The sequence below is a fragment of the Saccharibacillus brassicae genome, from assembly GCF_006542275.1.
GTDB classification, from domain to species: domain Bacteria; phylum Bacillota; class Bacilli; order Paenibacillales; family Paenibacillaceae; genus Saccharibacillus; species Saccharibacillus brassicae.
Map to the genome: position 1 here is coordinate 4,680,676 of NZ_CP041217.1, position 13,420 is coordinate 4,694,095.

At 52.5% G+C, this 13,420-nt stretch carries 17 protein-coding genes; all 17 read left to right on the forward strand.

Going from position 1 to position 13,420, the window contains the following annotated elements:
- Positions 1–9: 9 nt before the first annotated feature.
- On the forward strand, positions 10–1,329 hold the full coding sequence (gene fliI, locus FFV09_RS19560) for a flagellar protein export ATPase FliI (protein ID WP_141449390.1): 1,320 nt from the start codon (positions 10–12) through the stop codon (positions 1,327–1,329).
- Positions 1,330–1,341: 12 nt separating this feature from the next.
- Entirely contained in the window at positions 1,342–1,785 is a 444-nt protein-coding gene (fliJ, locus tag FFV09_RS19565) for a flagellar export protein FliJ (protein WP_141450549.1), read from the forward strand.
- Between the two features lie 56 nt (positions 1,786–1,841).
- The gene (locus FFV09_RS19570; RefSeq protein ID WP_141449391.1) at positions 1,842–2,792 is read left to right on the forward strand and encodes a MotE family protein; all 951 of its coding nucleotides are present in this window, start codon (positions 1,842–1,844) and stop codon (positions 2,790–2,792) included.
- 37 nt (positions 2,793–2,829) lie between these two features.
- Complete coding sequence (locus tag FFV09_RS19575; protein ID WP_170315088.1) at positions 2,830–4,233, forward strand: flagellar hook-length control protein FliK; 1,404 nt, start codon at positions 2,830–2,832, stop codon at positions 4,231–4,233.
- Between the two features lie 79 nt (positions 4,234–4,312).
- A complete protein-coding gene (locus FFV09_RS19580; protein WP_281288506.1) occupies positions 4,313–4,912 on the forward strand; it encodes a flagellar hook capping FlgD N-terminal domain-containing protein in 600 nt (199 codons plus the stop codon).
- Positions 4,909–5,280 carry a TIGR02530 family flagellar biosynthesis protein gene (locus tag FFV09_RS19585; RefSeq protein WP_141449394.1) on the forward strand — a complete coding sequence of 124 codons (372 nt, stop codon included), beginning with the start codon at positions 4,909–4,911 and terminating at the stop codon, positions 5,278–5,280. The genes FFV09_RS19580 and FFV09_RS19585 overlap by 4 nt, the downstream gene beginning before the upstream one ends.
- 168 nt (positions 5,281–5,448) lie before the next feature.
- Positions 5,449–6,273, forward strand: coding sequence for a flagellar basal body rod protein FlgG (gene flgG / locus FFV09_RS19590; RefSeq protein ID WP_141449395.1), 825 nt, complete (start codon positions 5,449–5,451; stop codon positions 6,271–6,273).
- A 71-nt stretch (positions 6,274–6,344) separates the two neighbouring features.
- A complete protein-coding gene (locus FFV09_RS19595) occupies positions 6,345–6,569 on the forward strand; it encodes a flagellar FlbD family protein (RefSeq protein WP_141449396.1) in 225 nt (74 codons plus the stop codon).
- Positions 6,569–7,036 carry a flagellar basal body-associated FliL family protein gene (locus FFV09_RS19600; protein ID WP_141449397.1) on the forward strand — a complete coding sequence of 156 codons (468 nt, stop codon included), beginning with the start codon at positions 6,569–6,571 and terminating at the stop codon, positions 7,034–7,036. The genes FFV09_RS19595 and FFV09_RS19600 overlap by 1 nt, the downstream gene beginning before the upstream one ends.
- A gap of 82 nt (positions 7,037–7,118) precedes the next feature.
- Positions 7,119–8,117 carry a flagellar motor switch protein FliM gene (gene fliM, locus FFV09_RS19605; RefSeq protein ID WP_141449398.1) on the forward strand — a complete coding sequence of 333 codons (999 nt, stop codon included), beginning with the start codon at positions 7,119–7,121 and terminating at the stop codon, positions 8,115–8,117.
- Positions 8,107–9,441 carry a flagellar motor switch phosphatase FliY gene (fliY, locus tag FFV09_RS19610; protein ID WP_141449399.1) on the forward strand — a complete coding sequence of 445 codons (1,335 nt, stop codon included), beginning with the start codon at positions 8,107–8,109 and terminating at the stop codon, positions 9,439–9,441. Before fliM ends, fliY begins: the two co-directional genes overlap by 11 nt.
- Before the next feature lie 31 nt (positions 9,442–9,472).
- Entirely contained in the window at positions 9,473–9,838 is a 366-nt protein-coding gene (locus FFV09_RS19615; RefSeq protein WP_141449400.1) for a response regulator, read from the forward strand.
- A 15-nt stretch (positions 9,839–9,853) separates the two neighbouring features.
- A complete protein-coding gene (locus FFV09_RS19620) occupies positions 9,854–10,396 on the forward strand; it encodes a flagellar biosynthetic protein FliO (RefSeq protein ID WP_141449401.1) in 543 nt (180 codons plus the stop codon).
- Positions 10,393–11,166: a flagellar type III secretion system pore protein FliP gene (gene fliP, locus FFV09_RS19625; protein ID WP_141449402.1), complete on the forward strand. Its 774-nt coding sequence runs from the start codon at positions 10,393–10,395 to the stop codon at positions 11,164–11,166. Before FFV09_RS19620 ends, fliP begins: the two co-directional genes overlap by 4 nt.
- A gap of 37 nt (positions 11,167–11,203) precedes the next feature.
- Positions 11,204–11,473, forward strand: coding sequence for a flagellar biosynthesis protein FliQ (gene fliQ, locus FFV09_RS19630; protein WP_141449403.1), 270 nt, complete (start codon positions 11,204–11,206; stop codon positions 11,471–11,473).
- 12 nt (positions 11,474–11,485) lie between these two features.
- Positions 11,486–12,274, forward strand: a complete 789-nt coding sequence (gene fliR, locus FFV09_RS19635; protein ID WP_141449404.1) for a flagellar biosynthetic protein FliR — start codon at positions 11,486–11,488, stop codon at positions 12,272–12,274.
- Between the two features lie 37 nt (positions 12,275–12,311).
- Positions 12,312–13,400: a flagellar biosynthesis protein FlhB gene (flhB, locus tag FFV09_RS19640; RefSeq protein WP_141449405.1), complete on the forward strand. Its 1,089-nt coding sequence runs from the start codon at positions 12,312–12,314 to the stop codon at positions 13,398–13,400.
- The last annotated feature ends 20 nt before the right edge of the window (positions 13,401–13,420 follow it).

Here is a 13,420-nt window from a genome sequence, read left to right on the forward strand (position 1 = left end):
GGTGAAGGGATGAAAGAAATTCTGGTCGACAAGTATTTGGAACAGCTCAGGCAGCTGGATCCAATCCGGGTAAACGGCAAGGTGACGCAGGTTATCGGGTTGATGGTCGAATCGGAAGGTCCCGACGCGAGCATCGGCGAGGTTTGCTACATTTATCCGACCAAAACGTCGACTCCGCTCCAGGCCGAAGTCGTCGGATTCCGGGATAACAAAGTGCTGCTGATGCCGCTCGGCGAACTGCAGTCGATCGGCCCGGGATGCGACGTGGTCGGCACGGGCAAGCCGCTGACCGTACAGGTCGGTTCGGAACTGCTGGGCAAAGTGCTCGACGGTCTGGGAAGGCCGCTGGACGGTTCGCTGCTTCCGGCACGCATGGCCCACGCTTCGACGTTCAACGTGCCGAGCAATCCGCTGCAGCGTCCGAGAGTGCACGAGCCGATCAACGTCGGCGTTCGAGCCATCGACGGGCTGCTGACCATCGGCAAGGGACAGCGGGTCGGCATCTTCGCCGGCTCGGGCGTCGGCAAAAGCACGCTGATGGGCATGATCGCCCGAAACACTTCGGCGGACATCAACGTGATCGCGCTGGTCGGCGAACGGGGCCGCGAAGTATTGGACTTCATTGAACGCGACCTGGGGCCGGAAGGCCTGGCACGCTCCGTCGTGATCGTCGCAACGTCGGATCAACCGGCGCTGGTACGTATCAAGGCGGCGTTGATCGCGACTAGCATTGCCGAGTATTACCGGGACCGCGGCATGAACGTCATGATGATGATGGACTCGGTTACGCGGTTTGCGATGGCTCAGCGCGAAGTCGGGCTGGCTGTCGGCGAACCGCCGGCGATGCGGGGTTATACCCCGTCGGTATTCGCGACGCTGCCCAAACTGCTCGAGCGGGCAGGAACGGGGCCGACCGGATCGATCACCGCTTTCTACACCGTGTTGGTAGACGGCGACGATATGAACGAACCGATTGCCGATGCGGTGCGCGGGATTCTGGACGGACACATCGTGTTGAACCGGGGTATCGCCAACCGGGGACACTTTCCGGCCATCGATGTGCTGGCCAGCATCAGCCGGGTCATGAAAGACATCTCGCCGGAAATTCAAACCGACGCGGCCAACAACTTGAAACGGCTGCTCTCGGTATACAAAGAGTCGGAAGACTTGATCAACATCGGCGCTTACCAAAGAGGGTCCAGTGCCGAGATCGACGAAGCGATCGAGAACATTCAACGCATCTGGGATTTTACAAAACAAAAAGTGGACGAAAAAACAACGCTGGACGAAACGATCGAACGTTTAATCCAAGAATTCTCAAGGAGCTGACCTTAAGAAATGTTGAAATTCAACTATTCATTTCAAAAAGTCGTGGATCTGAAAACAAGCGAAAAAAGTCATGCCGAAATGCATCTTTCTTCGGCAATCGGACAATTGCAGGCTGAAAAGCATACGCTGGGCCAACTGTTCTCCGATAAAGATCAGATGGCCGATTCCCTTCAAACTCAGGCCACAAACGCGGTTTCAGCTTTCCAACTCCAGCAGATGCAGGATTATATCAACTACATCGACCAGTGCATTTTGCAAAAACGCCAGGATATTCAAACGGCGCAGGTAAAAGTCGAAGAAAAGAAAGAACATCTCACGACGAAAATGCTGGACGAAAAAGTGTGGCTGCAAGCGCGTGGCAAAGCACTGGAGTCGTTCCAAAAAGAAGAATCGCTGCGTGAGCAAAACGAACTTGACGAAATGGCGACCGTTCGATTTGCTTCCCGCACCCGCTAAGAACGCAGGCGAAGCGGAATCAGCAAGTGCAACAAGTGCAAAGGGAGGTCAAAGGCATGGCGAAAGCCGGAGCAGAAGCCGATATGAATCTTGAAGAAGGATCGGGAAGCAAAGCGGGACGAATCCTGCTGTTCGCGGTACCGATTCTCTTCACGGTCGTACTGGTCGGTGCACTGCTGGCGTTGACGAATCCCAATACGCGCAACACCGTATTGGAGACGGCGAACAAAGTGCCGCTTGTCGGCTCGATGCTTCCCAAACCGACTTATACGCCGGCACAGCAGGCGCAGAAGCAGGAAGAGAAGCAGGCCGCAAGCGCCGAAGCAACGATCAGCGAACTGAAAACCCAGCTTCAACAGAAAACTACCGAACTAAAAACGGCGCAAAAAGCTCAAGCGGATACGCAGACCAAAGTGGACGATTTGCAAAAGCAGCTGGATACGGCCGCAGCAGCCCAGACAGCCAAAGCGGCTGCGGCGCCGGCGGAAGAAGAAGGACCGAGCAAGCAGGTCAAGCAGTTGGCCCAGACTTACGGCTCCATGAGTGCCAGCAAAGCGGCTCCGATCCTTCAGACGCTGACCGATGCGGAAATCGCGATGGTGCTCAACGCGATGGGGACAGAGCAGCGTTCGGGCATTATGCAGAAGATGACAGCCGACAAAGCGGCCAAAGTCTCGATCATGCTCAAAAACGCGACTTCGGCCAAAGCGCTGGAAGCGGCGGCCAATACGGCGCGTACAGCGGCCGACAAAGCGAGTCAGCCTACGCAAGCGGCGACTTCGACGGCAGGGTCGCTGAATCAAGACCAATTGGCGCAGACGTTTTCTTCGATGGATGCGTCGAGTGCCGCAACGCTGCTGGCCCAGATGGCCAAAACCAATCAAGCAAAGGTGTTGACCATTTTGAAATCGGTAGACGATACGACCCGTTCCGGAATCCTGTCGCAGATGGCGGGTACGGATAGCGAAACGGCTGCTTCCCTGGCCAATAAGTTGATCGGCGGTTAAGTCCATTTGAGAGGAGGTGAATCAAGAAAATATGGGAATGAGCATTTCAGGAATGACGACAGGAGCTCCGGCGGCCCCGGCTGCCGCTGCTGCAGGAAGCAAAGCAGGTACCGTTACGGTCGCAAGCGGAGCAGCAGCCTTATTCGGTCAATCGCTTCAGCAGTTGATGGGAGCCGCGGTCTCCGCGACAGGATCGACTACAACTGCAATTGCGGCTGAAACGCCGGCCAATCCGATTTTGTCCGCGCTTCAGCAGTTGATTACGGCAACTGAGCAAACGAGCGGCGAGAACCAACAGTCGAACGACGGTGCGGCCGAAGAACTCGAACAGAAGCTCGACGAACTGATGCAGCAGCTTGATGTACTGGATGAACAGTTGACGGAAAATCCGGAATTGATGCCGATGCTTCAAGGCTGGATTCAGCAGGCGCAGGCGCTTCTCGGCAGCGTTGAAGAAGCAGGCGGAACCGAACAGGAACAGCCAGCTGGAAATGCGGTTCAGGCACTGGCTTCAAACCCGGCTACGCTGAAATTTGCACTTCAAGATACGGTGGCCCAACTGATCGATCTGCAGCAATCGGATCAAGCGGCACCTGCAGTAAAAGTTCAGGCTCAGCAGGCGTTGGCAGCTCTTGAGCAGACGATTCAGACTGTCGATAGCGATACGCAAACCAAAGCCAAACAAGGTCTGACGCAGCAGCCGGCAGCAGTCGTTCAGCTTGCGGATGACGCACAGCCGACAAAAAATGATCAGACGGTCTCCAAGCCGGCGGCAGAAGCGCAAGCGACGAACACGGCGGAGTCCAAAATCGTATCGGCGAAAAGTCAATCTCAGCAGGCCGGTACGCAGCAGGAAGGACAATCTTCCGAAGAAGCGTCGCAGGAGATCAAGCCGCAGGGCACGATTACGGCGGGAGAACTGGCTATGCGTACAAACGGCACGACGCCAGCCAAGCCGGTTGAAGCGGTTCCTGTACACCGTATGGCACAAGAGGTTGAGAAGCTTGTCGTCGACCGACTGGAAATTTTGCAAAAGCAAGGATTTACCGAAGCCAAAATTTCGTTGACGCCCGATCATCTCGGCAAAGTCGATATCCGGATTACGATGCACGCCGGACAGCTGGTTGCCCACTTTGTGACCGAACATGCCGCTGCCAAAGATATGCTGGAGCAGCAGATGGTTCAACTGAGAGGATCGCTGCAGGGACAAGGCTTGACGGTAGAGCGGCTTGAAGTGACGCAAAGTTCTTCTCTGCAATCGCAAATGGACCAAAACGGTGGACAAGCAAGCAGTAGACAACAGCAGGAAAAACGCTCCCGTGCCAGAGAAGAAGCCAACGACGATGCGATCTTGGCGGCTGAACTCGGCGAAGAACTCGGCGAATGGCTGAGACAAAAAACGGCGGCGCAGTCCGGCAGTTCGTTTATAGCAGAAGCGTAATTCAGATTGGAGGCGAAAATTTTTGGCGAACAACAATGTTTCAACTTCGAACATTTGGCCTAACTATTCCACACAAAACGTGCAAAAAGCGGCAGCGGTTCCTTCCAAGGATTCGGCAACGATGGGCAAAGAACAATTTTTGACCATTTTGATCGCGCAGCTAAAAAACCAGGATCCGCTCGCCCCGATGGACAATTCGCAGTTTACGGCTCAAATGGCGCAGTTCTCTTCGTTGGAACAGCTGATGAACATGTCTACGCAGCTGACGCAGATGAATGCTTCGATGGGTTCGGCTTCCCAACTGATCGGCCAGAAAGTCACCTGGTACGATACGGAATCGAAAAACTATTTGACCGGTAACGTAGCTTCCGTGTTGCAAAAAGACGGAAAAATGTTCGCGGCCGTAGGCAAGTATCTCGTTCCGACTTCGGAGATCACGATGGTAGAACCGGCTGGAGCGGCTGACGACAAGGCAGAAGGCGTTACGCCGGGTAAAGCACCGGATCCGGCAGCTTCGACAGACGCGGCGGCAGCAGCCAAAACGGATGCCGTTTCCAAAGAAACGACAGAAGCGAAGACGACGGAAGCAGCTCCGGCAGCAGACAATCAGGCTCCGCAACAATCCGTAGAGGAGGCAGCCGGTACGCCGACATCCGGAACTAGCGGAGGTGCGCAATGAACGACCCGATTCGCGTAGGGCAGTTATATCCGGCGAAAATGCCGCCGACCGTATCGAGGCCCACAGGTCCGAACGCGGGACAGGAAAGCTTCAAGAACGTACTCGAAGATAAACTGCTGAAGTTTAGCGGACATGCTTCGAAAAGGCTCGAACAGCGGGGTATCGAATTCAACCCGGAGCAGCTTCGCAAAATCGGCAGTGCTATCGACAAGGCGGCCGCCAAAGGCTCCAAAGAATCGCTCGTTTTGATGCAGGATCTGGCCCTGATCGTAAACGTGCGCAACCGCACCGTAGTTACGGCAGTCGACGGAGGTTCCATGAAAGACAATGTGTTCACTCAAATCGACAGTGCCGTCATCGTTTCCTAGTTTGACCGGCTGGCCCGATAGGAAGCCGTATTACCGCCGAACGCATGACGCGGTAAAAAATAGCACTTTATAGCCGGGTTTTTTTCCGGCAATGACAGTAAAATGAAAGCAATTCAAGTTTATACGATCATACTCAAAATTGTGCACAATCACAGGAGGAATCATTTAATGTTGAGATCCATGTATTCGGGCGTGTCGGGTATGAAAGGCTTCCAAACCAAACTTGACGTCATCGGCAACAATATCGCGAATGTAAATACGGCCGGATTCAAATCTTCACGCGTTATGTTCAAAGATATCCTCAGCCAAACGGCAGCAGGCGCAACAGGTTCTACAGCAGAAGTAGGCGGTTCTAACGCCAAACAGATCGGTCTGGGTGTATCGATCGGTTCCATTGACACCTTGCACTTGGCGGGTAGCGCCATGACAACGAACAACCCAACGGATCTTCGTATCGACGGTGACGGCTTCTTCGCAGTCGGACTGACCGCTGAAACGGATGCCGCAAATGCTTTCTTGACAAGAGCAGGTGACTTCCATGTTGATGGAACGGGCAACTTGGTTAACTCGGATGGACTTTTTGTTCTTAATACTGGAGGCGGAGCGATCAATGTCCCGCAAGGTTCGACTTTTTCGATTGGTAGTGACGGAGTAGTCGCGATCAAAGCTGCTGACGGAACGATTGCAACAGATAACCGGATAGCTGTTGTTGTAGTACGTAACCCGGAAGGATTGGAAAAAGCAGGCGGCAACCTGTACCGGGTAGGACAAAATGCTATGGCAGAAGGCGAGACGATCGTATTTGAAGCCGAAGCCGATGGGCCTAATGCAATGGCCGGGGGCATCGTAGCCGGCCAGCTGGAAATGTCCAACGTCGATCTGACGAGCGAGTTTACCGAAATGATTACGGCGCAGCGCGGATTCCAAGCGAACTCCAGAATCATTACGACCTCCGACGAAGTGCTCCAGGAAGTCGTTAACCTGAAACGTTAATCCGGATTGATTAGCGGCGGAAAGGCAGGCTGATTACAGCCGCCTTTCCGCTCATTTACGGGAGGAAAAATATGATTCCAGTGACTCGTTTGAACGGATCGCCGCTGTGGCTCAATGCGCTGCAGATCGAAATGGTAGAAGAAACGCCGGATACTTACGTTACGTTGGTAAACGGAAAGCGCATGATCGTGCTGGAAAAGGCTGCCGACGTCGTCAAGCTGATGACCGACTATTATGCCACGATCGGCTTGCATACGGCTTCGATTAAGGTACAGAATATGGGGGAAGAAGAATAATGAAGAAACTTTTGCCATGGATCATTACGATGTTTCTGGCGATCACACTGATCGTGGTGGCCGTGTTTCTGGTTCTGAGCCGCGGAGGCGATGACACAGCGGCAGCAGCCGAGAAAAAGGAAGAAGCCAAGCAGGAAAAGAAATTGTCGGCCAAAGAAATCGTGGCGGTAAGCTCGGACATCACGGGCATCAAAACGAATCTGTCGGATGCGGGCTACATCGTGCAGATGGATTTTTCGATTCAACTCGACAGCGCGAAAGTCAAAGCCGAGTTTGATGAAATCAAAGAGATCACGATCAAGCCGATCATCTTGATGACATTGGCAGATACGACGCCGCAAAGCTTGAGTACGGCAAAAGGCAAGATGCAGCTCAATACGAAGCTTAAAAACCTCATCAACAAATCAATGCCCGAAGGCAAAGTGGTGAGCGTCAACATCACCAACTTCATTTTGGCCAATATCTGATCTGAGGGCTTTGCGGTTCGCCGCATGAGTCAAGACCGCGCCGCCAAAAGGCGGCCGTGTCTATGGGAGGGGGGTGAAAGGTTTGGTTGATGTATTATCCCAGAACGAGATCGACGCACTGTTAGCCGCGCTCTCATCAGGCGAAATGGATGCCGAAGAACTCAAAAAAGAAGACACGCAGCGCAAGATCCGTTCCTACGATTTCAAAAGAGCAGTACGGTTTTCCAAAGATCATATTCGAAGCCTGACCCGAATCCACGAAAACTTTGCGCGAAATCTGACCACTTATTTTTCCGCTCAGCTTCGTACCTTCGTTCAGATCAGCGTCGTGCAGGTTGAGCAGCTGCCCTATGACGAATTCATCCGCTCCATTCCGAAAATGACCGTTCTGAACATTTTCGAAGCGGAGCCGCTGGAAGGACGCATGGTGCTGGAAGTCCACCCCAACGTCGCGTATGCAATGGTAGACCGGATGCTGGGAGGATCGGGAACGGCTCCGCTCAAACCGGGTGCGCTGACGGAGATCGAGACCATTATCATGGAACGAATTTTCAGCCGCGCTCTGGAAAATTTGCAGGAAGCCTGGAAAACGGTTTTCGACCTTTCGCCAAGAATGGAAGCGCTCGAGACCAATCCCCAGTTTATGCAGATCGTATCGCCCAATGAGACGATCGCATTGATTTCGCTTAGCACGAAAATCGGTGACACGACGGGAATGATCAATTTATGTATTCCTCACGTGGTTATCGAGCCGATCATGTCGAAGCTGTCGGTGCATCACTGGTTCGTCTCGCAAAAGAAGGCGCGCGTGCCCGAAGAACTCGAAGCGCTGCGCCAACGGGTTACCCGTGCCCAGCTTCCGCTGATCGCCGAGCTCGGCCAGTCCCAACTGACGATTCGCGAATTTCTCAGTTTGGCTCCGGGCGACGTTATCACGCTGAATAAGGCCACGGAAGAAGGACTGGCCATTCGGGTCGGAGACAACCTGAAATTTATCGGCAGTCCGGGCATGATCAAAGACCGGATCGCCGTGCAAATCGACGAGATCGTCAACGAAGGAGTTGAGGAATTTGACGAGTAAAGATTATTTGTCCCAAGAAGAGATAGACGCGCTGTTGAGACAGTCCTCCGAGTCGGACGACGCAGACGCGTCGGGCGGAGCGGAGAAAACCGTTGACGACTTTCTGACTCCTCTTGAGCAGGATGCGTTGGGTGAAATCGGCAATATCACGTTCGGAAGCGCGGCAACGGCTTTATCGACGCTGCTCGGCCGCAAGGTGGATATCACTACGCCGAAAGTTTCCATCATTACGAGAAGCCAGTTTGAATCCGAGTTTCCTAAGCCGCACGTTGCCGTACACGTCAACTATGTGGATGGGTTCCAGGGAATCAACTCGCTCGTTATCAAGACGAGAGACGCCCAGATTATCGCCGATTTGATGCTTGGCGGGGAAGGGGACCCGCAGGATGAAGAACTGAACGAAATCCATATCAGTGCCGTGCAGGAAGCGATGAACCAGATGATGGGTTCTTCCGCGACTTCCATGTCCACCATTTTTAACCGCTTTGTCAACATATCCCCTCCCGCTATCGATATTCTCGATATGAGCAATGGGGACGGAGTCAGCAATCTTCCCGTGGAAGAAACGCTTATTAAAGTTTCTTTCCGCCTCCTGATCGGGGACCTGATCGATTCGACGATCATGCAGCTGATTACGGTCGACTTTGCCAAAAACATGGTCGAAATTTTGTTGGGCGGAGGAGCTCCGGAAGAAACGCCGGCTCCGGTCGAGCAGCCGCAGGCAGCCGCCCCGGTCCAACAGCAGCCTCCCGTTCCGGAACCGCAAATGCAGCAGCCGCCCGTTCAGAACGCGCCGTATCCGGACCCTTATGCCGCTGCCGCGCAGCAACAGGGAATGCCGCCTTACGGAATGCCGGCTCAGCAGGGAATGCCGCCGTATCCGGGCTACGGAGCACCGGGTATGCAGCCGCCTTACGGTATGCCTTATCCGGGTTACGGACAGATGCCTATGGAGCAGCAGCAGCCGCCTCAACCGAACCATTACGGAACGCCGGGCCGTAACGTAAATGTCCAACCTGTTCAGTTCGGCAATCTGCAAAATGGCGGGTACGGATCTGCGGATGAAAATAATTTGGGATTACTGATGGACATTCCACTCAAAGTAACCGTAGAATTAGGAAGGACCCAAAAGCAGATCAAAGATATTCTGGAATTGTCTCAGGGGTCTATCGTCGAGTTGGACAAACTTGCCGGCGAGCCGGTCGACATCCTCGTGAACAACAAGCTAATCGCCAAGGGCGAAGTCGTCGTCATCGACGAAAACTTCGGCGTGCGCGTGACAGATATCGTCAGCCAGTGGGACCGCATTCAAAACTTACAATAATAACGTAATCGACAGGGAGGATTTTTAATCAATGGCAAACCGTATTCTTATCGTGGACGACGCGGCTTTCATGCGCATGATGATCAGAGATATTTTGACGAAAAACGGGTTTGAGGTCGTAGGGGAAGCCCAGGACGGCTCGCAAGCGATCGAAAAATTCAAGGAGCTCAAGCCGGATCTGATCACCATGGATATCACAATGCCGGAAATGGACGGAATCGCCGCCTTGAAAGAAATCAAGAAAATCGACGCAAGCGCAAAAGTCATCATGTGCTCGGCCATGGGCCAGCAGGCAATGGTTATCGATGCGATCCAAGCAGGCGCCAAAGATTTCATCGTCAAACCGTTCCAATCCGATCGCGTTGTCGAAGCCATCAACAAAACGCTTGGCGCGTAAGATGGGAGTCGGCCCATGCTTTTACTGAATGAAGAGCAGCCGAACTTTACAGCGGATACCGGCGTCTATTCTTATCTGGTATGGGTAATCTTCGTCCTGATCGTAATTGTCGCCCTTATCGTTTTTTTGATCCGTTACCTGGGCAAAAAAAACCGGGGCTGGTTCGGTGGCCGCTCCGTCCGTACACTCGGCGGAGTCGGACTCGGCCAAAATAAATCGCTGCAGATTATCGAAATCGGGAGCAGCGTTTATTTGATCGGCGTCGGCGACGACATCTCGCTGATCGACAAAATTTCGGAACCCGAGCAAGTGCAGAAGCTGCTCGAGGCATTGGAGCAAGAAAGTGCCAGCCCGAACATCGCTTTGCCTGCCTGGGCGGAGAAACTCACATCCAGATTCCGAAGCGGGTCGAAGGCTCCTTCCGAAGCGGAAGAGCTTGAGGCGGCTTCATTCCAGGAATTGTTCGAGACGCGTCTGCGCGAATCGTCCGATCGACGGCGAAAAGTCGAAGATCTGCTGGAACACGAGGAATCTGCTGACCGATCGAGGGAACCATGAAAAAAAAGTTAACGATTACGTTTGTTCTTATGTTTGCCTTTCTGTTTATCCAGCTTCTGCCATCGGTACATGCGACCGGCACGGAAAATCCGATCCCGAATATCGATCTTCAGATAGGCGGGGATTCGGAAGGCGCTCCGGCAACGAGTACGCTGTCGGTTCTGCTTTTGATTACCGTCATCAGTATAGCGCCGGCCCTGCTGGTGTTGATGACCAGTTTTACCCGCATCGTCATTGTGCTCAGTTTCGTCAGAACGTCGCTCGGTACGCAGCAAATGCCGCCGAATCAGGTGCTCGTGGGACTGGCACTTTTTTTAACCCTTTTTATTATGTCCCCGACGCTTTCTTCCATCAATGAGACGGCGCTCCAACCGTACGTCCGCGGCGAACTGACGCAAATGGAAGCACTGGACGAGGCCGCCATTCCGATGAAAGAATTCATGTTCAAGCATACGCGGGAAAAAGATCTGCTGCTGTTTATGGAATATACGGGCGCAGAGAAACCGGAAAGTTTCCAAGACATTCCGTTGACCGTGATGGTGCCGGCTTATGCGATAAGCGAGATGAAGACCGCTTTTCAAATGGGCTTTATGATTTACATTCCTTTTCTGGTAATCGACATTGTCGTATCCAGTACGCTGATGGCGATGGGGATGATGATGCTTCCGCCGACCGTAATTTCGCTGCCGTTCAAGATTTTGCTGTTCGTGCTCGTAGACGGTTGGTATCTGGTCGTCAAATCGCTGCTGCTCAGCTTCGATACGGGCTAAGGAGCCGAAGATCGGATAAATTCGGGAGGGAAACGATATGGATTCAAACTTCATTATCGGTCTCGCCGGCCAGGCAATATACGTCGTATTGAAAGCCAGCGCCCCGATGTTGATTTTGGCGCTTGTGGTCGGATTGATCGTAAGCGTCTTTCAGGCGACGACCCAGATCCAAGAACAAACATTGGCTTTCGTTCCTAAAATCGTGGCCGTTATGCTATCGGTGCTGATCTTCGGTCCCTGGATCCTGAATACGCTTGTTGATTTTACTTACACTATTTTAAATAATCTGTATCTGTATGTCGGATAAGGCCGGTCTATAATGATAAATCTGCTGCAGGCTTTTCCGGTATTTTTACTTATTTTTTGTCGGGTCACTTCCTTTTTCCTTATTGCGCCTTTGATTTCTTCGCGGAACGTGCCTACGCGCTTCAAAGTAGGACTGGCGACGATGGTGGCTATTCTGGTCTATCTGAGTTACGGAACGGCGCAGACGGCGTCTTTTGACGGCGAATACGTGCTGTTGATCATTCGGGAGATTTTGATCGGGCTGCTGCTCGGCTACGCCGCCTACATGATTATCATTGCGATTCAGATCGCCGGGGCGATCCTCGATATCCAGATCGGTTTCGGTATGGCGACCGTATTCGATCCGACGACCGGCGTTGTCACTCCGTTGACGGGACAATTCAAGTACATGATCGCGATGCTGATGTTTTTATCGATGAACGGTCATCACAGGCTGCTCGACGCCATTGTCTACAGCTATAATTGGGTGCCGATCGATAACGAGCTGTTCGTAAAAATTTACGACGGCAGTATTATGGAATTTTTGCTACGCGCTTTTGCCATGGTTATGGTCGTTGCTTTTCAAATGGCGGCTCCGATCGTCGTGGCTTTGTTTTTGACGGACGTCGGTTTGGGCTTTTTGGCAAAAACCGCTCCGCAGTTCAATATTTTCGTTATCGGCGTTCCGATCAAGATCATCGTGGGGCTTATTCTACTGCTGCTGTTGATGCCGAGTTTAACGTACATTTTCGATCATCTGTTTACATTGATGGCCGAGTCGATGCAAGGATTTTTGGGCACGGTCGGAGAACGACCCCAGTAAAGCGGCGTACGGCGGACAGCGAAAGGAGTTAGGCAGATTGGAGCTCAGGCATAAACTGGATCTACAGCTGTTTTCCGGAGAAAAAACAGAGAAAGCGACGCCGAAAAAGCGCGACGAAAGCCGGAAAAAAGGGCAGGTTGCCAAAAGCCAGGAGCTTCCGGCCGCAGCGATCCTTATCGCGTCGATCGTCATATTGATGATTTTCGGCAGTAACTTTCGTACGACCATCACTCATCTGTTCACGGACGTATTCAACAACCGGATGAACATGGAGATCACGATTTCCAACGTGATGAACATGATGATGCAGTACATGCTTGAGATCATGAAACTGCTGGCTCCCATTTTTATCGCTGCCGTACTTATTGCCATCGTTGCAAGCTTCGGTCAATACGGCATTTTGTTCGTAAGCGAAGGCCTGAAGCCGAAATTCAGCAAAATGGACCCGATCAAAGGGTTCAAAAACATCTTTTCTCTGCGCTCGATCGTCGAACTACTGAAATCGTTGTTCAAAATGTCGATCATTGCGTATCTCGTCTACAGCACGCTGCAAGGTCAGATTAGCGTCATATCGAAAATGCACGCCATGTCTCTTGAAGACATTTTGGATTTCGGGGCATCGGTTACGATTTCCCTGGGCATTAAAATCGGTGTCGCTCTTATGATCCTCGCGGTGTTCGACTTTATGTATCAAAAGTACGAATTCGAAAAAGGCATCCGGATGTCGAAACAGGATATCAAAGACGAATACAAAAAAGCGGAAGGCGATCCGATGATCAAAGGCAAAATCCGCGAACGTCAGCGCCGTATGGCGATGCAGCGAATGATGCAGGATGTCCCGACCGCCGATGTCATTATTACGAACCCGACGCATTACGCGGTAGCACTCAAGTACGACGGAAATCAGATGCAGGCTCCGGAAGTCGTGGCAAAGGGACAAGATTTCGTTGCCCTTCGTATCCGGGAAGTAGCCAAAGAAAACGGTGTTCTGATTATGGAAAACAAGCCGTTGGCACGTGCGCTGTTCGCTCAGGCGGAAATAGGGGATACGGTTCCGGCAGATTTGTTTCAGGCCGTGGCCGAAGTGCTGGCTTACGTATATAAGTTAAAAGGCAAAGTGAAGTAATCGAGCCCGGAGGGAGAAAA